Annotated in this window: 19 protein-coding genes; 12 read left to right on the top strand and 7 right to left on the bottom strand. The window is 71.5% G+C overall.

What is annotated here, in order from left to right; all coding sequences use genetic code 11:
• The first annotated feature begins 25 nt into the window (after nucleotides 1–25).
• Nucleotides 26–709 carry a thioredoxin domain-containing protein gene (locus P0L94_10545; protein WES62898.1) on the top strand — a complete coding sequence of 228 codons (684 nt, stop codon included), beginning with the start codon at nucleotides 26–28 and terminating at the stop codon, nucleotides 707–709.
• A gap of 124 nt (nucleotides 710–833) precedes the next feature.
• Here the strand turns inward: P0L94_10545 and P0L94_10540 are convergent, their stop codons facing one another.
• Nucleotides 834–2,321, bottom strand: a complete 1,488-nt coding sequence (locus P0L94_10540; GenBank protein WES62897.1) for a hypothetical protein — start codon at nucleotides 2,319–2,321, stop codon at nucleotides 834–836.
• A gap of 221 nt (nucleotides 2,322–2,542) precedes the next feature.
• On the opposite strand from P0L94_10540, the gene infA reads away from it, so the two are divergent.
• From infA to P0L94_10505, 7 genes are all read left to right on the top strand, one after another.
• Nucleotides 2,543–2,764: a translation initiation factor IF-1 gene (gene infA / locus P0L94_10535; GenBank protein ID WES62896.1), complete on the top strand. Its 222-nt coding sequence runs from the start codon at nucleotides 2,543–2,545 to the stop codon at nucleotides 2,762–2,764.
• Nucleotides 2,765–2,847: 83 nt separating this feature from the next.
• Entirely contained in the window at nucleotides 2,848–2,964 is a 117-nt protein-coding gene (gene rpmJ, locus P0L94_10530) for a 50S ribosomal protein L36 (GenBank protein ID WES62895.1), read from the top strand.
• A gap of 169 nt (nucleotides 2,965–3,133) precedes the next feature.
• On the top strand, nucleotides 3,134–3,508 hold the full coding sequence (gene rpsM, locus P0L94_10525) for a 30S ribosomal protein S13 (protein WES62894.1): 375 nt from the start codon (nucleotides 3,134–3,136) through the stop codon (nucleotides 3,506–3,508).
• 34 nt (nucleotides 3,509–3,542) lie between these two features.
• Nucleotides 3,543–3,941 carry a 30S ribosomal protein S11 gene (gene rpsK, locus P0L94_10520; GenBank protein WES62893.1) on the top strand — a complete coding sequence of 133 codons (399 nt, stop codon included), beginning with the start codon at nucleotides 3,543–3,545 and terminating at the stop codon, nucleotides 3,939–3,941.
• A gap of 175 nt (nucleotides 3,942–4,116) precedes the next feature.
• Nucleotides 4,117–5,106, top strand: coding sequence for a DNA-directed RNA polymerase subunit alpha (locus P0L94_10515; GenBank protein WES62892.1), 990 nt, complete (start codon nucleotides 4,117–4,119; stop codon nucleotides 5,104–5,106).
• Between the two features lie 52 nt (nucleotides 5,107–5,158).
• On the top strand, nucleotides 5,159–5,677 hold the full coding sequence (rplQ, locus tag P0L94_10510; GenBank protein ID WES62891.1) for a 50S ribosomal protein L17: 519 nt from the start codon (nucleotides 5,159–5,161) through the stop codon (nucleotides 5,675–5,677).
• A gap of 209 nt (nucleotides 5,678–5,886) precedes the next feature.
• Nucleotides 5,887–6,936, top strand: a complete 1,050-nt coding sequence (locus P0L94_10505) for a GNAT family N-acetyltransferase (GenBank protein WES62890.1) — start codon at nucleotides 5,887–5,889, stop codon at nucleotides 6,934–6,936.
• Nucleotides 6,937–6,955: 19 nt separating this feature from the next.
• Here the strand turns inward: P0L94_10505 and P0L94_10500 are convergent, their stop codons facing one another.
• Complete coding sequence (locus tag P0L94_10500; protein WES62889.1) at nucleotides 6,956–9,298, bottom strand: acyltransferase family protein; 2,343 nt, start codon at nucleotides 9,296–9,298, stop codon at nucleotides 6,956–6,958.
• 146 nt (nucleotides 9,299–9,444) lie between these two features.
• Here P0L94_10500 and P0L94_10495 point away from each other — a divergent pair, with 146 nt between their 5' ends.
• The 3 genes from P0L94_10495 to P0L94_10485 all read left to right on the top strand — a co-directional run bounded on the left by P0L94_10495 (nucleotide 9,445) and on the right by P0L94_10485 (nucleotide 12,877).
• Nucleotides 9,445–11,079 carry a hypothetical protein gene (locus P0L94_10495; GenBank protein ID WES62888.1) on the top strand — a complete coding sequence of 545 codons (1,635 nt, stop codon included), beginning with the start codon at nucleotides 9,445–9,447 and terminating at the stop codon, nucleotides 11,077–11,079.
• A gap of 70 nt (nucleotides 11,080–11,149) precedes the next feature.
• Complete coding sequence (locus tag P0L94_10490) at nucleotides 11,150–11,989, top strand: universal stress protein (GenBank protein WES62887.1); 840 nt, start codon at nucleotides 11,150–11,152, stop codon at nucleotides 11,987–11,989.
• A 33-nt stretch (nucleotides 11,990–12,022) separates the two neighbouring features.
• Nucleotides 12,023–12,877: a tRNA pseudouridine synthase A gene (locus P0L94_10485; protein WES62886.1), complete on the top strand. Its 855-nt coding sequence runs from the start codon at nucleotides 12,023–12,025 to the stop codon at nucleotides 12,875–12,877.
• Between the two features lie 3 nt (nucleotides 12,878–12,880).
• Here P0L94_10485 and lepB read toward each other — a convergent pair whose 3' ends face one another.
• Nucleotides 12,881–13,588: a signal peptidase I gene (gene lepB / locus P0L94_10480; GenBank protein ID WES62885.1), complete on the bottom strand. Its 708-nt coding sequence runs from the start codon at nucleotides 13,586–13,588 to the stop codon at nucleotides 12,881–12,883.
• 159 nt (nucleotides 13,589–13,747) lie between these two features.
• Here lepB and P0L94_10475 point away from each other — a divergent pair, with 159 nt between their 5' ends.
• Nucleotides 13,748–14,440: a hypothetical protein gene (locus tag P0L94_10475; GenBank protein ID WES62884.1), complete on the top strand. Its 693-nt coding sequence runs from the start codon at nucleotides 13,748–13,750 to the stop codon at nucleotides 14,438–14,440.
• Between the two features lie 9 nt (nucleotides 14,441–14,449).
• Here P0L94_10475 and P0L94_10470 read toward each other — a convergent pair whose 3' ends face one another.
• The 4 genes from P0L94_10470 to P0L94_10455 all read right to left on the bottom strand — a co-directional run bounded on the left by P0L94_10470 (nucleotide 14,450) and on the right by P0L94_10455 (nucleotide 19,557).
• Complete coding sequence (locus P0L94_10470; GenBank protein WES62883.1) at nucleotides 14,450–15,730, bottom strand: sulfotransferase; 1,281 nt, start codon at nucleotides 15,728–15,730, stop codon at nucleotides 14,450–14,452.
• Nucleotides 15,731–15,905: 175 nt separating this feature from the next.
• Nucleotides 15,906–16,538: a sulfotransferase gene (locus P0L94_10465; protein ID WES62882.1), complete on the bottom strand. Its 633-nt coding sequence runs from the start codon at nucleotides 16,536–16,538 to the stop codon at nucleotides 15,906–15,908.
• Nucleotides 16,539–16,884: 346 nt separating this feature from the next.
• The gene (locus P0L94_10460) at nucleotides 16,885–17,796 is read right to left on the bottom strand and encodes a rhodanese-related sulfurtransferase (GenBank protein ID WES62881.1); all 912 of its coding nucleotides are present in this window, start codon (nucleotides 17,794–17,796) and stop codon (nucleotides 16,885–16,887) included.
• Nucleotides 17,797–17,892: 96 nt separating this feature from the next.
• Entirely contained in the window at nucleotides 17,893–19,557 is a 1,665-nt protein-coding gene (locus P0L94_10455; GenBank protein ID WES62880.1) for a DUF222 domain-containing protein, read from the bottom strand.
• Nucleotides 19,558–19,740 lie beyond the last annotated feature (183 nt).

Genomic DNA, 19,740 nt, shown 5'->3' with positions numbered 1-19,740 from the left:
CCCTCCCCACAGCAAGGAAAGAGTGATGGCAGCACAGGCACGGAAGACCAACTGGTTCGCGATCTGGGTGAGCGTCGGCGTCGTCGTCGCGCTGGCACTGGTGGCGGTGCTCGTGGTCACCCTCAACAGCGCCGAGCAGGGACCCACCACCGCGCCGCAGGCCGCGGTCGTCGAGGAGGAGACCGGCGCCATCGTCATCGGCGACGGCGAGAACCGACTCGACACGTACATCGACTTCATGTGCCCGATCTGCAACCAGTTCGAGCAGCTGTACGGCGAGTCGATCCTCACGCTGGCCGACGAGGGCACCGCGACCGTCGGCATCCACCCCATCGCGATCCTCGACCGCTTCTCGCAGGGCACCGAGTACTCGACGCGCTCGGCGAACGCCATGTACTGCGTGGCGGTGGCCGACGGCGAGGCGGCCGTGCCGTTCATGCAGGCCATGTTCGAGAACCAGCCCGCCGAGAACAGCACGGGCCTCACCGACGAGCAGATCCTCGACATCGCCGCGGGCGTCGGCGTCACCGGCATCGACACGTGCGTCACCGAGGGCGAGTACGTCAGCTACGTCACGCGGCTGACCGAGGAGACCCCGATCCAGCCGGGCCTGTCGGGCATCGCGACGCCGACCGTCGCGGTCAACGGCGAAGCCATCGCCAACTCCGACCTGCCCGAGCCGGAGAACCTCGCGTCGCTCTTCGATTGAGCCGCCGCCGGACGGACAGCCGGCACGCACGACGGCCCGGACCCCCGTGGGTCCGGGCCGTTCCGCATGTGCGGGGATCGGTGTTCGGGGCGGGGGTCGCCGGGGCGGGGCCCCCGGGCGCGCGTCAGGTCTTCAGCGGAGCGTAGGGCAGGCGCAGCGCCGCGCCCGTGGCGACCGCGGTGCCCGCCATGAGGAGGATGCCGGCGATCCCGAGGATGATGCGGCCGGCCGGCCATGCATCGGCCGGATCGAACAGCGCCTCGCTCACCCAGAAATGGCGGGTGCCCCACCACAGCCCGCCGACGACGGCGGCGGCCGCGACGCCGGGTGCGGCGAGGGAGATCCATCGCGGCCGCGCGAGCGCCACCGCGATGAGGATCGCCAGCGCGAGCACGGCCTGCTGCAGGTAGCGGCCCTGTGCTGCGCGGATCGTCTCGTTCCACAGCCACGTGCGCAGGCTCGGGATGGCGAACATGATGAGCGTGAGCACCCACGCGCCGTTGAGGATGACGACGAGGCCGGGGGAGCGGCGCAGCAGCCAGGAGCCGTAGACGATGAGGGCGAGCGCGCCGATGCTGACGGCGTAGTGCAGGATCGACGGGCGCAGCGGGGTCTCGAGCCAGCCGAGGTTCATCCACATCGACTTGGAGACCTCTTCGACGAACGCGACGGTCCAGCCGGCGAACCGGTCCCACGTGTAGGTGAACTCGGTCGCTCGCGAGACGGTCGCGAGCGTGCCGTATTGCATGAGCGTGTAGACGTAGAAGCTGAAACCGGTCAGGGCGATCGCGGCCGCCACGATGAACGGCCGCCAGATGCGCGCGCGATCCGCCCGCCACCGCCAGAGGTATGCGACCGGACCGAGCGGAGCGAGCGCGAGCGCGAAGCCCTTGGTCAGCAGCGCGACCGCCAGCGCGGCCCCGGCGATGACCGCGATGCGCATCCGCAGATCGCCGGTGACCACCCGCACCAGCATGGCCAGGAACACCGTCGAGGCCAGGACCAGCAGAGCGCCGTTGTTCACCGTCGCGCCGATGTGAGTGAACTGCACCCAGGCCGCGGGGACGACCGCGGCGATCAGCGCGGCGGTCGGCGGCAGGCCGATGCGCGTGGCCGTCCACGCCAGCAGCGCAGGGATCGGCAGAAGAAGCAGGGCCGAGGCGAGCCGGAGCACGAGGAGCATCGTCGTGACCGGCGCCTCGTCGAGCGAGAACGCGTGCAGCCACAGCGCCAGGTAGGCGTAGTACAGGGGCGGATGCTGGGTGATCTGGTTGGTCTGCTCGGCGTCGATCTCGGGGGCGGGCCCGCCGCGCAGCTCGGCGAGCGAGGGGGCGTCCGGCGGCAGCATCGCGGCGGAGACCGGTCCGCCGTCGCTGAACATCTTCGACACCCCGGGGAAGCCGAACCACTCGTACGACGCGCGCATGCCGGAATCCAGTGGCGCGGTGTTGGGCTCGGCCCACTCGCCCTCCAGCGCGAGATCGATGACCGCGGAGACGTGGTTGGGCTCGTCCGGCGCCCGGAACCCGGGCGTCACCACGGCCCATGCCAGCAGCGCCGCCGCCAGCAGCGCCGTCGCGGCGGCCGTTCCCCAGAGCCGGGCGCTTCGCATGAGCGAAGGCGCGGCCACTTCGCTTTCGCCCATCATCTTGCGGCGAAGCTACCATGTCGGCACGCGGCGCGACATCATCCGTCGGCGCTGCCGTCAAGTTGCCGTGCGCGCGACTATCACGTACCATTGATCTTTGGTGTCTTGCGCCCGTTGTGGCGTGTCGCGACACCACGCACCCATCCACCGCAGACCGACCGGTCTGCACAAGCGTAAGCGAGGCTATGGCCAAGAAAGACGGTGTCATCGAGATCGAGGGCACGGTGTCCGAGGCGCTGCCCAACGCGATGTTCCGCGTTGAGCTGACCAACGGACACAAGGTGCTCGCCACGATCTCGGGCAAGATGCGGCAGAACTACATCCGTATCATCCCCGAGGACCGTGTCGTCGTGGAGCTCAGCCCCTACGACCTCACCCGCGGGCGCATCGTCTACCGCTACCGCTAGACCGGTCGAGAAGTAACGCCCCGGTTCCGGCCCGCTTCGGCGCGGTCGGGAGTGCCCGGCGAAGACAGCGAACAGGAAACATCATGAAGGTCAACCCCTCCGTCAAGCCCATCTGCGACCACTGCAAGGTCATCCGCCGCCACGGCCGCGTGATGGTCATCTGCAAGTCGAACCCGCGTCACAAGCAGCGCCAGGGCTGATCCCGACGGATCACGGCTTGCCGGATGCCGGTTCCGCCGGCATCCGGAACACATAACTCAACACGAATACACGGCAGGATCAGAACCCGCGCGAGCGGGGGACACCTCGGGCTGGAGGCCCGGGCACCGATCTTGCTCCACACCTCCACGACACTCCTAGGAGAGCCGCATGGCACGTCTCGCCGGCGTCGACATCCCGCGCGACAAGCGCGTGGTCATCGCCCTGACCTACATCTACGGCATCGGCCGTACCCGCTCGAACGAGATCCTCACCGCGACGGAGATCGACGAGAACATCCGCGTCAAGGACCTCAGCGACGACCAGCTCGTCGCGCTCCGCGACTACATCGAGGGCACCTACAAGGTGGAGGGTGACCTTCGCCGCGAGGTCGCCGCTGACATCCGCCGCAAGGTCGAGATCGGCTCCTACGAGGGCCTTCGCCACCGCCGCGGCCTTCCCGTGCGCGGTCAGCGCACGAAGACCAACGCGCGTACCCGCAAGGGCCCGAAGCGCACCGTCGCCGGCAAGAAGAAGGCGCGCTAAGCGCGGCCGCCGCAGGGTTTAGGAGAACAAGAACATGGCACAGGCCAAGTCCGCTGCGCGCAAGCCGCGCCGCAAGGAGAAGAAGAACATCGCGCTGGGCCAGGCCCACATCAAGTCGACGTTCAACAACACGATCGTCTCGATCACCGACCCCTCGGGCGCCGTCATCAGCTGGGCGTCCTCGGGCGGCGTGGGCTTCAAGGGCTCGCGCAAGTCGACCCCCTACGCCGCTGGTATGGCCGCCGAGTCGGCCGCCCGCCAGGCGCAGGAGCACGGCGTCAAGAAGGTCGACGTCTTCGTGAAGGGCCCGGGCTCGGGTCGCGAGACCGCGATCCGCTCGCTGCAGGCCGCGGGCCTCGAGGTGGGTTCCATCCAGGACGTCACCCCCCAGGCCCACAACGGCTGCCGTCCCCCCAAGCGCCGCCGCGTCTGATCTGCCGCCGGGCGTCGTGCCCGCCTCGTGACCCCTCTGGGAGACGACGGCGGGCCGGCTCCCGGCTAGAGCACGTTTCGAACGGATGCCGGCCACGAGGCATCCCGGATCAAAACTCAACACCTCTCATCCACCACGTGTCATATGGCGGGCACGTGATCGAAAGGAACACACAGTGCTCATTGCACAGCGTCCCACTCTGACCGAGGAGAAGATCGGGGAGTTCCGCAGCCGCTTCGTCATCGAGCCGCTGGAGCCCGGCTTCGGCTACACGATCGGCAACGCGCTGCGTCGCAGCCTCCTGTCGTCGATCCCCGGTGCGGCCGTCACCAGCATCCGCATCGACGGCGTCCTGCACGAGTTCAGCACCATCCCCGGTGTGAAGGAGGATGTCACCGAGATCATCCTCAACATCAAGCAGCTGGTCGTCTCGTCCGAGCGCGACGAGCCCATCACGGCTTACCTGCGCAAGACCGGCGCCGGCGAGGTCACCGCGGCCGACATCTCCGCCCCCGCGGGCGTCGAGGTGCACAACCCCGACCTGGTCATCGCGACCCTCAACGACACCGCGAAGTTCGAGCTCGAGCTCACGATCGAGCGCGGCCGCGGCTACGTGTCGGCGACCCAGAACCGCAACGAGTACGCCGAGGCCGGCCAGGTCCCGGTCGACTCGATCTACTCGCCGGTCCTGAAGGTGTCGTACCGCGTCGACGCGACGCGTGCCGGTGAGCGCACCGACTTCGACAAGCTCATCCTGGACGTCGAGACCAAGCCCTCGATCGCCCCGCGCGACGCCGTCGCCTCGGCCGGCCGCACCCTCACCGAGCTGTTCGGCCTCGCCCGCGAGCTGAACGTCGAGGCCGAGGGCATCGAGATCGGCCCCGCACCGGTCGAGGCCGTCGTCTCGAGCGAGCTGTCGATGCCGATCGAGGACCTCGACCTCTCGGTCCGCTCGTACAACTGCCTCAAGCGCGAGGGCATCAACACCGTTTCGGAGCTCGTCGCCCTGTCGGAGACGCAGCTGATGAACATCCGCAACTTCGGCCAGAAGTCGGTCGACGAGGTGCGCGACAAGCTCGTCTCGCTCGGTCTGTCGCTGAAGGACTCGGTTCCCGGGTTCGACGGCGCGCACTTCTACGGCGGCTACGACGACGAGAACGCCTGAGCGGCGTCCTGACGTCGTCCGGATCAACTTCCCACCCCTGGAGTAACTGAGAATGCCCAAGCCCACGAAGGGTCCCCGCCTCGGAGGCGGCCCCGCCCACGAGCGTCTGCTGCTGGCGAACCTGGCCGCTGCGCTGTTCACCCACAAGTCGATCACCACGACCGAGACCAAGGCGAAGCGCCTGCGTCCGCTGGCCGAGCGCCTGATCACGTTCGCCAAGCGCGGCGACCTGCACGCGCGCCGTCGCGTGCTGTCGGTCATCGGGGACAAGGAAGTCGTCCACGTCCTGTTCTCCGAGATCGCTCCGCTGGTCGCGGACCGTGAGGGCGGCTACACCCGCATCACCAAGGTCGGCAACCGCAAGGGTGACAACGCCCCCATGGCCGTCATCGAGCTCGTCCTCGAGCCCGTGACCAAGAAGGCCAAGGCCGCCCCGAAGGCGGCTCCGGCCGCCGAGGAGGCTACCGTCGAGGAGGCTCCCGTCGAGGAGGCTCCGGTCGAGGAGGCCGCCGCCGAGGAGACCACCGAGGCTCCGGCCGAGGAGGCTCCCGCCGAGGAGAAGTCCGAGTGATCGGATGGCCGGGCACTCGAGCCCGGCCGGGTCGGCTCTGACTGACCGACTGTGCATCGCGAGACCCGCGGACCCGTCTGGGCCCGCGGGTCTCGCTGCGTTCCGGGCCTGACCGCGGCTGCCGATCGCGCACGAGGGGCGGAAGGTCCTGGACGGCGTGTGCGGTCGGTGATGTCGCGGATCGCACAGGGCGACGTATCGTGGAGCGGATGAGCACCTCGGACAACGCACCTACGTTGGCGGAGCGGATCGCCGCGGCCGGGATCGACATCTCGGGTCCCGCCGCTCCGCAGCACCCCGACATCGCGCACTGGCGCGGTGCGACGCGCGACGACATCGACCCGATGCACGCCGTGATCGCGGCGGCCGACCGCGTCGACCACCCCACGTGGGTGACGCCCCGCGAGGACGTCGCGGACGGGTTCGATCTGCCCGAGCTCGACCACGCCCGCGACACGATCCTCGCCGTCGCGCACGACGGCACCGTCGTCGCCGTCGGCACGGCGCTGCGGCACCCCGACGAGACCGTCCGCATCAAGGCGTATCTGCAGGGCGCCGTCCACCCCGACTGGCGTCGTCGCGGCATCGGCACGCAGGTCGCGCGCTGGCAGTACGCGCGGGCGATGCAGCAGCTCGCGGCGTCGGCGTCGTCGCTGCCCGGCGAGGTCGACTTCTACGCCCACGACGGCAACGACGGCGCGATCGTGATCGCCGAGGCCTTGGGGCTGCGCACGGCGCGATGGTTCGCCTCGATGGTGCGCGACAACGACGGGCCGGTGCCCGACCTGCCCGCGCGCGACGGCGTCCGGATCGTCGGCTACAGCGCCGACCGTGCCGACGACGCCCGGCTCGCGCGCAACGACGCTTTCCGCGACCACTGGGGGAGCCTGCCCTCGGCGCCGGAGCGCTGGCAGCAGTTCGTCGGCGGTCCGTTCTTCCGGCCCGACCTGTCGACCCTCGCGGTCGACGCCGACGGCCGGATCGTGGCGTTCTGTCTCGCCTCGGTCAACGAGGACGACTGGGCGACGCTGGGGGCGTCGAACTCGTACATCGACCTGATCGGCGTGGTGCGCGACCATCGCGGGCAGGGGCTCGCGCCGCGTGTGATCGCCCGCACCCTGCAGGCGATCACCGACGCGGGCCTGTCCAAGACCGTGCTCGACGTGGACACCGACAGCCCCACCGGCGCGAACACGCTGTACGAGGGGCTGGGCTTCGTCGCGACCGAGCGTGAGCGGGTGCTGGTCGCCGAGTTCTGAGCGGCTACTGCGGGACCGGCTACTGCGGGACCGGAAGGCCGTCCTCGCGGGCGGCGTCCCGGCGCTCGGCGAGCCGTTCGCGGCCGAGGTCGAGCCGGCGCTGCTCGCCGCGCTCGACGGCGTCGAGGACGGCGGCGGCATAGCGGCGTCCTGCGGCGGCGCCCGGGTGGATGCGGTCGCTCGCGAGCTCGCCGGCGTGCGGGCCGATCGCCGAGGCCCAGTCGGCGACGATGACGTTGTCGTGGGCGTCGGCGAACGCCCGCAGCGTCTCGTTGACCCCCGGGATCCAACTGCGCGGCGCCGACGCGTTCACGAGCACGATCGTGCGGCGTGGGCCGGCGACGTCCGCGACGGTGTCGAGCGTCGACGGGTCGATCGGTCCGTTCGTCCCCAGGGCGATCACCAGCACGTCGCGCAGGCTGCCCGCATCCGTCAGCGCACTCACGAGCCGCGGCGCCGCCCACATCGACCGCGAGACCTCGGCGTCGATGCGGATGCCGGGGAGCGCCTCGAGCAGAGCGGGCGAGGCGGCGAGCATGACCGAGTCGCCGATCGCGTCGACGGCGGTGCCGGCGATCCCGCGCGTGGTGTCGACCGCACCGGCCGAGGCTGTCCCGGCCTCGCTGCCGGAGCGTGCAGCCTCCGCCGTGCCGCCTGACTCCGCCGCGGCGTCCGCCTCTGCGAGCGCCTCGAGCGCAGCCTGGCGTGCCTCCTCTGCGAGCGCGGCCTCTCCGGCGGCGACGGCCGCCTGAGCCGACGTCTGCTCGGGCGCGGCGGCGATGGCGCCGGTCGTCCCGGCGATGACGACGACTGTGGCGAGGGCGATCACGGCCGGGCGCAGGCGGCGGGCGCCCCCGGCGCGCAGCGACGCGCCGAAGCGTCGCGCGGCGCCGCGGAACCCGTGGCGCCGGACCGGCTCCTCGACGAAGCGGTACGACGCCCACGCCACGGCGACGGTCGCCACGAGCACTCCGGCGCCGATCCACGCGGGCACGCCGGTCTCGGGCCCGGCGCCGGTCGCCGCGAACACCGCGAGCACGAGCAGCGGCCAGTGCCATAGGTACAGGCCGTACGAGCGCTGTCCGACCCAGCGCAGCGGCGCGGCATCCAGGGCGCGCCCGATCGGCGACCCCGGCCACACCGCGGCCACCACGACCGCGGTCGCAAGCGCGCTCGCCGCGAGCAGCGACGGCGCGTACGCCGTCTCGGCCGTGCCGGCGGGGGCGACGGCGACCCATACGAGACCGGCCAGGGCGGCGGCGCCCACCAGGATCGTCCACACGCGCGTGAGCGTGCTCGCCCGCGGAGCCTCGGGCGCCGCCGGGCGCGCCGACGGCGGGAGCACGATCGTCCAGCCCGCGGGCAGCACAGCGTACGCGGCGTCGAGGGGATCACCGGGCTCCGGGGGCTTGGGCGGCACATCCACGAAGCGCAGACCCTCGCCCGGCGCGATGGTGCCGCGCGCGCCGGCGGCGACCCTCGTCTGCTGGGGTGTGGTGCCTCGCGCGTCGGCGGTGACCTTCGTCTGCTGGGGTGTGGTGCCTCGCGCGCCGGCGGTGACCTTCGTCTGCTGGGGTGTGGTGCCTCGCGCGCCGGCGAAGACCCTCGCCCGCTGGGGTGTGGTGCCTCGCGCGCCGGCGGCGACCCTCGCCTGCTGGGTTCTCGTGCCGCCCGAGACGGCGGGCGCCGCGCCGCGGCTGAGCACGGGAGCGAGCGCGAACGCCGTCGCCACACCCAGCAGCAGGCCGAAGGCGTGGGTGTCGGTGCCGTAGTACACGCGCGCCGGGTCGGCTCCACCCGCGAGCAACAGCCCCATCTGGGATGCCGACGCCGCCGCGAGCACCAGGGCCGCGGCCACCAGCATCCACGTGCGCTTGAGCAGGAAGAACAGCGGCAGCACGAGCGGCAGCAGCAGGTAGAACTGCTCCTCGACGGCCAGCGACCACACGTTCCGGAAGATCTCGGGCGACGACGCGGCGAAGTATCCGCTGTCGGCGGCGATCGTCCACCAGTTGTACGTGAAGGTCGCAGCCCCCGCGACCTGGGCCCCGACCCGGTACAGCACGTCGCCGCCGACGACGAGCCCGAGCGACGCGCACACCGCGATCATGACTCCCAGGGCCGGCAGCAGCCGTCGCGCGCGACGGCGCCAGAACGCCGTGATGCTCGCGCGGCGCTGCACGTGCTCGCGCAGCAGCAGGCTCGTGATGAGGAACCCGCTGATGACGAAGAAGACGTCCACGCCGATGAACCCGCCGGGAAGGATCCCCGGCGGGAACAGGTGGTACACCAGGACGAGGGCCACCGCGATCGCGCGGAGGCCGTCGAGGCCCGCGTAGCGGGCGGCAGAGGGCGAAGACATGATCCGAGACTCCGACGTGGCCGGCACCTCAGGGTAGATCCGTCGCCGTCCACGGCCTCGCATCCCGCGCCCACCGCCCGCGTATCCGGCGGTTCCGCGCCCCGGCCGGCGCGGGGCCCCGGCGGGGAACCCCGTACACTGCGAGTGTGCCCGAGCAGCTGTGCGTCCACGCCGTCGGCGCACGCATCGGCATCGACCTCGAGGGCGTCGACGATGACGTCGCGCAGGCGGTCCGGCGGGCATGGGCGGATGCCGTATGCGGCGGCACCGAACCGGTCGACGCGACCGTGAAGCCCATGCCGGGCGAGCTGAGCCGCGTCCTGGAGTCCCTCTCTCAGCAGGTGACGCTGGCGGCGATCGAGGCGCGGCGCGGGCAGGTGTGGATGCTGCACGCCGCCGGGGTCGCCGGTGAGACAGGCGAGGTCGTCGTGCTGGTCGGGCCCTCGGGCCGCGGCAAGACGACGGCATCGCGGGCGCTCGGCCGGGTGTTCGGCTACGTGTCGGACGAGACGATCGCGATCGAGCAGTCCGGCGCGGTGCACGCGTACCGCAAGCCGCTGTCGGTCATCGAGGAGCCGACGCGCCCCAAGGTCCAGATCCCGCCCTCCGAGGCGGGCCTGAAGCCGCTGCCCGACGCCCCCTTGCGGGTGCGCGCGATCGTGCTGCTCGACCGGGATCCCGCGCACGAGGGCGTTCCGACGCTCGAGCCCGTCGACCTCGGCGAGGCGCTCGAAGAGCTCGTCGCGCAGTCGAGCTTCCTCGTGCACGCCGACGCTCCGCTGCGGTTCATGGCCGCGGTCGCCGAGGCCACGGGCGGTGTGCGGCGTCTCGCGTATGCCGAGGCCGCCGACCTCCCGCCGATCGTGGAGCGGATGCTCGCGGCCGGCCAGGAGCCGGTCCGCATCGCAACGACGACCCCGTCACCGCGTGGAGCCACGGTCGTCCAGGCTGCCGAGGCGCCGCCGGTCGCTGGGTCTGCTGATGCGGCGACGGCCGCCGGGTCTCCTGATGCGGCCAGGGTCGGTTCTGCTGATGCGGCGCTGGCCGCTGGGTCTGGCGATGCGGCGCCGGTCGCTGAGGGTACCGGTGCGGCCCAGGCCGCTGGGTCTGCTGATGCGGCACCTGTCGCTTCTGCGGATGCGGCGCTGGCTGCTGGGTCTGCTGATGCGGCCCAGGTCGGTGCTGCTGCCGATGCCGCCCCGGTCGCCGGATCTGCCGGTGCGGCGCCGACCCCGCCGCGCTTCTCGCGCGCTCCGTGGGCCGACGACATCGATCTGGACGATCCCGACCGCGTCTCGATCCTGACCGTCGACGAGCGCGGGCGCGGGGTCGTGCACGTCATCGCCGGCGTCGCCCCCGCGCTGTGGCGCGCGGCCGAGGCGGCGACCATCGACGAGCTGGTGGACGTCGCCGTGGCGGTGTACGGCGCGCCCGAGGCGCAGCATCCGCGCCCCTCGGTCCTGATGGTGGTGGCGGCGCTCATGGACGCGGGCCTGCTCGTGTCCGACGAGCCGCGCGTGCGGCGCCGCGAGGACGTCGCATGGGTCGACCGGGAGGACCGCGTGTACGCGCTGGCGCTGGGCGACCTCGCCTCGCAGCCGCGTCTGCTCGCCGACACCGCCGCCGTGATCTGGGACTGGCTCGAGGAGCCGACCACGCTGACGCAGCTCGCCGCGCGCGCCACCGCCGAGTCCGGCGTGATCGACCCGCAGGTCGCGGTCGACGTCGAGGCGTATGTGGCCGAGCTCATCGCGACGCAGCTCGTCGAGCGGCTCGCCTGAGGGCCCTTCGCCCCTGGCGCGGTGCGCCGCGCGCTTCTACGTTCGAAGTACAACCGAGAGAAAGGTCGACATGAGCGACAAGGTCCTGGTCGGAGTCCTCCCGGGCGCCCCGCGTCCGCACGTGCTCGCGTGGGCGGCATCGCACGCGCAGGGACGGCAGCGCACGATCGAGCTGATCTCGATCGTCGGCGGCGCCGTGGGCGCGGTCGGGGAGAAGTCGCTCGTCGAGGCCGCCGAGGCCCATGCCCGTGAGGCGCTCGAGGCGCAGCGCGACGCTCTCGTCGCCGAGGGGCACAGCGTGACGATCCACGTGGGCCACGGCAACCCGGTCGCCGGACTCGTCGAGGCGTCGAAGGATGCCGCGATGCTCGTGATCGGCAGCGACTTCCGCGGCGAGGGCCACGGGCCGGTGCGCGGGCCGCACGGCATCCGCATCGTCGGCGCCGCCCACTGCCCGGTGGTCGTCGTGCGCGAACCCGACGACCGCGAGCGCTCCGGCGTCGTCGTGGGCGTCGACGGGTCGGAGCTCAGCGAGAAGGCGATCGCCTTCGCCGCGGCCGAAGCCGACCGTCTCGGCGAGCCGCTGATCGCGGTGACGACGTGGGCGCCGATGGAGGTGCCGCGCAGCCCCGGCCTGTACCCGGCCGAGTACATGCGCTCGCTCGCGGCGCTGGCCGACGAGGCATCCGGCATCTCGCTCGCGGGCCTCGCGCAGACCTACCCCGACCTCGTCGTCGAGCGTCGTGTCGTGCAGGGCTACCCGGGCGAGGCTGTCGTGGATCAGGCCTGGCACGCCCACCTGACCGTCGTCGGCTCGCACGGTCGCGGCACGATCGCGCGGTTCCTGCTGGGGTCGGTGAGCGAGGAGCTGCTGATGCGGCTGCCGAGCTCGGCCGCCGTGGTGCGCTGAGGCGCCGCGAGCCGGCGCCGATAGGCTGACGGCGTGCGCATCCGGCTCGACATCGCCTACGACGGCACGCACTTCCGCGGCTGGGCGCGCCAGCCCGGCCTGCGCACGGTGCAGGGCACGATCGAGGATGCCGTCGCGCGCGTTCTGGGCGGCGACCCGCGCCTCGTGGTCGCCGGTCGCACGGATGCCGGCGTCCACGCATCCGACCAGGTCGCCCATCTCGACCTCGACGAGGACCAGCAGGCGCGGCTCCTGTCCGCGCGCGGCCGACGCGGATCGGGCGAGCCGGTCGATCAGGCCGCCGCGCTCGCGAACCGCATCACGGGGGTGTTCGGCCAGTACTCCGACGTCGCCGTCGTGCGCACGGGGCTCGCGCCCGCCGGCTTCGACGCGCGGTTCTCGGCGGTGTGGCGCCGCTACGCGTACCGCATCGCCGACCGTGAGGCCGGCTACGACCCGCTCGAGCGCAACCGCACCACGACCGTGAAGGCGACGCTCGACGTGTCGAGGATGGATGCCGCGGCGCGCAGCCTCATCGGGCTCCACGATTTCGCCGCCTACTGCAAGCCGCGGCCCGAGGCGACGACGATCCGCACGCTGCTCGAGTTCGACTGGCACCGCGATCGCGACGGCGTGCTCGTGGCGAACGTCAAGGCCGACGCGTTCTGCCACAGCATGGTGCGCGCGCTCGTCGGCGGCTGCGTCGCCGTGGGCGAGGGGCGCCTCGAGGTCGGTGATCTCGCGCGGATCCGAGACGGCCTCGAGCGCATCCCCGAGGTGAAGGTGCTCGCCGCGCGCGGCCTGACGCTCACCGAGGTGGGCTACCCGGCTGATGAGCTGCTGGCGTCGCGGGCCGAGCAGACGCGTGCGCGGCGGGATCGCGAGTAGGGGCTACAGTCCGCTCCACCGGCCGATCGGCCACAGGATGACGACGGCCTTGCCGACGACGCCGTCGCCGGGCGCGAACCGCCAGCAGTCGTCGCCTGCGCCGGGCGCGCGGCACAGGCGGGCCGAGTCGGCGGAGTTGGTGCGGTTGTCGCCCAGGACGACGTACGAGCCGTCGGCGACCGTGACCTCGGGGAGACACCGCTGCGACGCGGGGTCGGACTCGCAGTCGAGTTCGCCGGGCACGAACGGGAAGTCGCTGCCGAGGTAGGTCTCGTCGAGGGGTTCGCCGTCGACGACGACGCTGCCGTCGGCGTCGCAGCATTCCACGGTCTGCCCGGGCCCGGCGATGACCCGCTTGATGAGCGTGTGCGGGCCGGTCGGCCCGAACCCGCTGATCTCGCCGATCCAGCGCAGCACGGCGCGGACCGGGTCGGCGGGCGTGCCTCCCGTGATGCCCCACGTTTCGTCGGCGTCGAAGACGATGACATCACCGGTCGCCGGCTGCGCGCCGACGTAGGCGAGCCGGTTCACCAGTACGCGGTCGCCGGGCTCGAGGGTGTCGGCCATCGACGACGACGGCACCCAGAAGGGCTTGGCGACGAAGCTCAGCACGAGGCCCGTGAGGACGATGGCCGCGGCGAAGTGGAACCACGTGCTCGAGACGATCCGGCGCCACAGCGGCGGGCGCTCCGACGCCTCGGTGGTAGTCACCTCGACACCGTATCGCGCCCTGCGCCTGGTGTCGTGACGGTGTGTCGGGGCCGGCCGGGCGAGGGTTCCTGGTGGTTCATGTGAGCCGCCTCGACGCTCGCCCAGCACCGGCCGAAAGTCATACCGCCGAAACACCGGCGGGCATAGGCTGGCATCGAAATGAAGGTCATCTCGTACAACCTGCGCAAGCATCGGGCCGCGACGGAGCTGGACATGCTCGTCGAACGACATAACGTCGACGTGCTGTGTCTGCAGGAGTGCGATTCGACCGACATCCCGTCGAACATCCACGGGCTGCGCCTGGCTGAGGCGACGCAGCGCAACCGCCTGGGCCTGGCCGTCTACTACCGCGAGAACACCTATCGCGCCGTGGACGTGCGGGCGATCGCGTTGAAGAAGTCGTTGCACGACTACGTCCTCAAGCCGGCTGAGGAGCGGATGCTGGGCGTGCGCCTGCACGACATCGACGCCGCCCGCGACATCATCGTCGCGTCGTTCCACGCCGCGCCGCTGACGGCCCTCAACTCGCTGCGACGTCATCAGATCCGCACGGCGCTCGAGGAGGTCGAGCACCTCGGCGACGGCCTTCCGGCGCTGATGGTCGGCGACTACAACTATCCGGTCTTCAAGGAGAGGCTGGGCCAGCACGTGCGCCGTCACGGGTACGAGCTGTCGCTGAGCGATTCGCACACGTACACCCGGTATCGCTTCTTCAAGGGGCACTACGACTTCGCGACGTCGTCGGGTTTCACGATCGACAAGGTCAAGACGCTCCCGCAGGGTCTGAGCGATCACCTGCCGATCCTGGTCACGGCTCGCGTGACCGAGGAGGCTGCGCTGGGCGTGGCCTGAGGCTCGGCGCTACCGCTCGAACGTCCGGTCGCGCTTGAGCGTGCGGGTGGGCCGCAATGCGCGCGTGCGTCGCAGCCGGACGCGGGCGATGCGGATGGCGGTGCCGCGGCGTCCCGCACGCAGCGCCTCGCGTTCCGACCACAGCCACGACTTCCCCGGGTCGTCGTCGGCTGTCGGAACGATCGCGACGCCCGCCAGCGCGGCGCGGACGAGGGTGTCCTCGAGCAGGGCGGCGTCGAGGAACGTGAACGATGCGAGTGGCATTCGTCGCCTCGGGTGGTCCCCGGTGTCGTAGCCGCGGGGGCGCAGCTCGTCGAAGCACATGGTCGCGATGACCTCGTCGAGGTCGTCCGCGTCGCGCCGCCACGCGAAGGCACGCTCCGGGTCGATCGCGGTGGCGTTCTTCGCCTTCCACCATTCGCCCGACGACACCATGGCCGCCGCCGTGCGTTCGGGGGAGAGCATGCCGGGGTCGAAGCGGATGCCGATCGCCGCGCACAGGGCGGTGAGGGTCGCTTCAGGGTCGGCGAGGAAGTCCTCGAATCGGACTTCGGTGATGCGGGCCGCGATGCGGGGGTCCTGGCGTGCGCGTGCGAGTTCGCGCACCCACGAGGACCACATCCAGGCGTTGGCGACGCGCGAGGTCGTCGCCCATGGCAGCCCCACGAGGGAGCGGGCGACGTCGCGGGGGTCGCGTACGACGTGGATGATCGGCGCGTCCGGGAACTGCTCGACGATCTCGGCGAGTCGCCAGATGTGGTTCGGAGTCTTCTCCACCCAGCGGCCCGCCGTCCCCGGCCCGGCGGCGCCCGGTTCGGTGGCGCCCGGTCGGGTCGTGCCGGGTTGGGTTGCGCCGGGTCCGGTCGTGCCGGGTTGGGTTGCGCCGGGTTGGGTCGTGCCGGGTTGGGTTGCGCCGGGTCCGGTCGTGCCGGGTTGGGTTGCGCCGGGTTGGGTTGCGCTCGGTTCGGCGGCCGCCTCGAAGAGTGCAGCCAGCATTGCGGCTTGCGATGGCCGCCGTGTGCGCAGGTACGCCGCCACTTGGTCGGGCGTCACCCCGAACATGTCGATGACGCGCTCATCGTCGCGCGTCAGCGACTCGAGCAGCCGGGCCGCCTCGGTCGGCCACTCCGGGTCTGCGACCGCCGCTTCGCGGTCGGCCGCGGCGAGGTTGTTGAAGAAGTGGGATTCCGGTCCGCTGCGCATGTCCGGGTGCGCGGCGATGGCCGCGGCGACCAGGGTCGTTCCCGAGCGCGGCGCTCCGACGACGAACACCGGCGGGGTGTCGGTCACCGCCGGCCCGTCCTCATCCTGCGGCCGTGAGTCATCGCGCGGTCATCGGTCATCGCGCGGTTATCGGTCGTCGGGCGGTCATCGGTCATCGGGCGGCCGTCGGTCATCGGGCGGTCATCGGTCATCCCGCGGTGGTCGGTCGTCGCGGGGTGGTCCGTCATCGTGCCGTGATCCGTCATCGCGCGGTCATCCGTCGCAGCTTGTCGCGCACGCGCTGCGTGACGGTGCGGCTGTTGCCGAGCTCGACGCGCTGCTGCGCGCTGTTGGCGTGGGGAAACGGCACGTCGGGCACGGGGACGCCGAGGAACGCGGCGAGCTTCTCCCAGCCGTCGCCGTCCTCGAGTCGCATGACGAGCAGGTCCTGCGGGCGGTCGGCGAAGTGGGCGAGCACGTCGGCGTTGTGCCGCTCGTATCGTTCGCGGTAGATCTCCTCGTTGCCGACCGGCGAGCCGGCGCCGTCGTAGATCCACTCACGCATCGGGGTCGTCCGCGTGCCGAAGTGCCGCTGCTGGCTGGTGAGCCACTTGTCGGTGTCGCGCACCGTGAGGATGAACCGACTGCCCGGGTAGAGCTCATCGAGTTCGCGGAACAGGATCGGCCACGGGTTGTCCTGGAACATGTCGTACTGCTCGACGAGCTGCTTCGCCATCGGCAGCGCGTTGCGGGCGATGTCGGGGTCGTCGACGCCGTTGGGCCCCGTGACCCGGTACCCGAGCGCCTCGAACGCCTCGGCGAGGCTCGACGTGCCGGTCTTGTGGAAGCCGATGCAGAAGACCTTCGCCGGCGCGGCGTCGTCTTCGGGCGTCATGTCGGCTCGCTCCGCTCGTCTCGTCCGGCGCCGCTCGTCGACAGGGTCGACCGGTCGCGGGCACCGAAACTCAGCAGCACGCCCCGGCGGCGCGCTCGGACTCAGCGTACTGTGTGCCTCCCGCCACGAACCCGTGCCTCCCGCCACGAACCCGTGCGTCCGGTCACGAACCCGTGCGTCCCGTGACGAACCCGTGCGTCCCGTGACGAACCCGTGCGTCCGGTCACGAACCCGTGCGTCCCGTGACGAACCGGTGCGTCCCGTCACGAACCCGTGCGTCCCGCTGCGGGCCTGTGCGTCCCGCTGCGGGCCTGTGCGAAGCGCCTCGCCGTTGGGACGGGAGCCGTCAGGCCACGAGCACGGGATGCTTGGCGCAGTTCGCGGGGGTGCCGGCATCCGTGCATGCGTCGCACTGCACGACCCGCACCTTGCAGTCGGCGCTCGCGCAGTTGACCATGAGCGAGGACGGCGCGTCGCACGTGAGGCATCGCCCGATGACAGCGGGGGCGGATCCGAACGACATCGCCTCGCGCCCGTCGAAGACGTAGAGCGAGCCCTCCCACAGGCCGGTGTTTCCGAAGCTCTCGGCGTAGCGGACGATGCCGCCGTCCATCTGGTAGACCTCGTTGAAGCCGCGCGAGACCATGAGGCTCGACAGCACCTCGCAGCGGATGCCGCCGGTGCAGTACGTGACCACCGGGCGGTCCTTGAGGTGGTCGTACTTGCCGGAGTCGAGCTCGGCGACGAAGTCCCTGGTCGTGGCGACGTCGGGGACGACGGCACCCTTGAAGCGCCCGATCTCGGCCTCGAAGGCATTGCGGCCGTCGAAGAACGCGACGTCGTCGCCGCGCTGCTCGACGAGTTTGTGGAGCGCGCCCGGCGAGAGGTGGGTCCCGCCGCCGATGACGCCGTGCTCGTCGACCTGCAGTTCGCCCGGGGCGCCGAAGCTGACGATCTCATCGCGGACTTTGACCGACAGCCGCGGGAAGTCGAGGCTGCGTCCGTCCTCGTCGAGCCCCGTGCCCTCGGACCACTTGAAGTCGATGTCGGCGAAGCCGGGGTACTCGCGGGTCTTGCGCCAGTACGTCTTGACGGCGTTGAGCTCGCCGCCGACGGTGCCGTTGATGCCGTCCTTCGAGATGAGGATGCGACCGCGAAGCCCCAGGAGCTCGCACAGGTCGCGCTGCCACAGCCGCACCGCGTCGGGGTCGGCGATGGGGGTGAAGCGGTAGTAGAGCAGGATCTTCGAGACGGGCACCGGCCAAGATTACCCGCCGGGCCTGGGAGAAGGTCGTCCGGCATCGGCCCGAACCCGCCTGCATCCGCCACCGTTCCCGGCACCCAGTCGCGCCCATCATGCCGCGAAGTCATACAGCGCCCTCCCTCCCAGCCGTGGTGTTCGCGCGGCATCGACGTCGGCGGGCGGAATGAGCCACACCGCGGAGTCCCTCCGTGCCCCGTCGATGCGGATCTCCCAGCCGTTGTCGTGCACGCGGTGATGGCAGCTCTCGCACAGCAGCACGCCGTTCGAGAGGTCGGTCGGGCCGGCATCCCGTTGCCACCAGCGGATGTGGTGGGTCTTCGTCCAGCCGGGCGGCGCACCGCACATGGCGCATCCGCCGTCTCGTTCGACGAGCGCCATCTTCTGCGCCGGCGTGAAGAGGCGTCTCTTGCGTCCCCAGTCGAGGATCTCGCTGTCGCCGCCGAGCACGCACGGTATCACCGCCCCGCCCGCCGCCATCCGCCGCGCGGTCTGAACCGAGACGGGAGTGGTGAGTCCGTCGATCGTGGCGTATCCGTCACCGGATTCGAGATCTTCGAGGGTCATCCGCACCACGACGGTCGCTCCCTCGAGGGGCAGGTCGGCGTCGCAGCTCATCCCGTGCTCGATGAGGTGGATCAGAGCCTCCGCCTGCATCTGCGGAATGCTTCGGCGCGCGTCGCTCACACCCGCATCCACACCAGCGTGCGCGCTCGCATTCGCCTGCGCGCCCGCATCCGCTTGCGCGCTCGCCGCGCTCGTCGCCCCATTCGCTGCCGCGCTCGCACTCGGCGCCCGGTCGTCGCCGTCGACTCCGGAATCATGGCTCGCGCGACCATCCGCCCCAGCGCCCGTGCTGCCGCCGGTACCGTCGACTCCGCCCGCCGCCCGGCGGCCGTGCGATGTCATCGCTTCGCCATCGACACCCGCCGATCCCTCTCGCGGTGCACGCGCTGTGGCGCGTTCGCGCTGCGCCCGCAGACGCGAGGTGACGATCTGCTCGATCGCCGTCTTGAACACCGCGCCGTGCTCGGGGTCGAGGACCGCCGAGATGTGAACCAGACCGTCTCGACCCTCGCGGATGTGCAGCGAGCGCTTGCGGCGCATCTCGCTCTCGCGGTCGGCGACCCCGCGCGGGTCGAGCCAGGCTTCTGCGCGGGCGAGCACACGATGGAGGTCGTTCATCGAGAGCTGCCGCGCCTTCTCGACCAGATCAGCCTCGGCGCGGGCCAGTGTCTCGGGATCGGTGCGCAGCGCGACCTTGTCGAGGAGCCCCACGATCGCTCCCGCGGCGGCGACGCCGATGCGCCCCTGCTCGAGCGCACGGGCGACAGCCGGGTACTTCGGCGGCTTGACCTCGTCGCCGAAGCCCTCGCGCGGCGAGGTCGCTTCGCCGACCTCGATCAGGCGCGCAGCCTCGGCCGTCGTCACGCCGGTCGTCGTCGCGATGTATGTGGTGGGGGAGCGGAAGCCGCGGACCTTGGCGAACCCCTCAGGGCCCAGGTCCGGATGCGACTTGCGGGCGACCTCGCGAGCGACGCGGGCTTTGGCCGCATCCATGTGGCGCTGCGCGACCGTCAGCTCGTCGGTCAGCAGGGCGAGCTCTTCACTCGACAGCTCGGCCGGATCGCGCCCGTCGCGCCACACCCGGCGCGCGGCATCGACCGCCTCGCCGAGAGGGAGCAACGGGTTCGTCATGTCACACACGCTACGCCGGGGCTCGGACATTTGTTCGATGGTTGGCGTTGCTGTGGGCAAGGTGCGTCACCGTCGCGGTTGGGGAGGAGGATGCCGTCGAACTCTGGCCTCCGGCACTGCGCAGCCCCGAACCGCTGCGCCGGCCCCCGAACCGCAGCATCGGCCCCCGGCCCCCGGCCCCCGGACGCAACCGCTCCCGACCCCGGCACCTCCGCCCCCGGCGCCCCCGACCCCGGGAACCCG

It is taken from the genome of Microbacter sp. GSS18, from assembly GCA_029319145.1.
In the GTDB taxonomy this organism is placed as follows: Bacteria; Actinomycetota; Actinomycetes; order Actinomycetales; family Microbacteriaceae; genus Microbacterium.
This window is presented reverse-complemented; position numbering and strand designations above follow the sequence as displayed.

Excerpts from the sequence above, each read along its gene's own strand:
- P0L94_10545 (WES62898.1), top strand. The coding sequence starts at position 26 with ATGGCAGCACAGGCACGGAAGACCAACTGGTTCGCGATCTGGGTGAGC.
- P0L94_10540 (WES62897.1), bottom strand. The coding sequence starts at position 2,321 with ATGCGAAGCGCCCGGCTCTGGGGAACGGCCGCCGCGACGGCGCTGCTG.
- infA (WES62896.1), top strand. The coding sequence starts at position 2,543 with ATGGCCAAGAAAGACGGTGTCATCGAGATCGAGGGCACGGTGTCCGAG.
- rpmJ (WES62895.1), top strand. The coding sequence starts at position 2,848 with ATGAAGGTCAACCCCTCCGTCAAGCCCATCTGCGACCACTGCAAGGTC.
- rpsM (WES62894.1), top strand. The coding sequence starts at position 3,134 with ATGGCACGTCTCGCCGGCGTCGACATCCCGCGCGACAAGCGCGTGGTC.
- rpsK (WES62893.1), top strand. The coding sequence starts at position 3,543 with ATGGCACAGGCCAAGTCCGCTGCGCGCAAGCCGCGCCGCAAGGAGAAG.
- rplQ (WES62891.1), top strand. The coding sequence starts at position 5,159 with ATGCCCAAGCCCACGAAGGGTCCCCGCCTCGGAGGCGGCCCCGCCCAC.
- P0L94_10505 (WES62890.1), top strand. The coding sequence starts at position 5,887 with ATGAGCACCTCGGACAACGCACCTACGTTGGCGGAGCGGATCGCCGCG.
- P0L94_10500 (WES62889.1), bottom strand. The coding sequence starts at position 9,298 with ATGTCTTCGCCCTCTGCCGCCCGCTACGCGGGCCTCGACGGCCTCCGC.
- P0L94_10490 (WES62887.1), top strand. The coding sequence starts at position 11,150 with ATGAGCGACAAGGTCCTGGTCGGAGTCCTCCCGGGCGCCCCGCGTCCG.
- P0L94_10475 (WES62884.1), top strand. The coding sequence starts at position 13,748 with ATGAAGGTCATCTCGTACAACCTGCGCAAGCATCGGGCCGCGACGGAG.
- P0L94_10465 (WES62882.1), bottom strand. The coding sequence starts at position 16,538 with ATGACGCCCGAAGACGACGCCGCGCCGGCGAAGGTCTTCTGCATCGGC.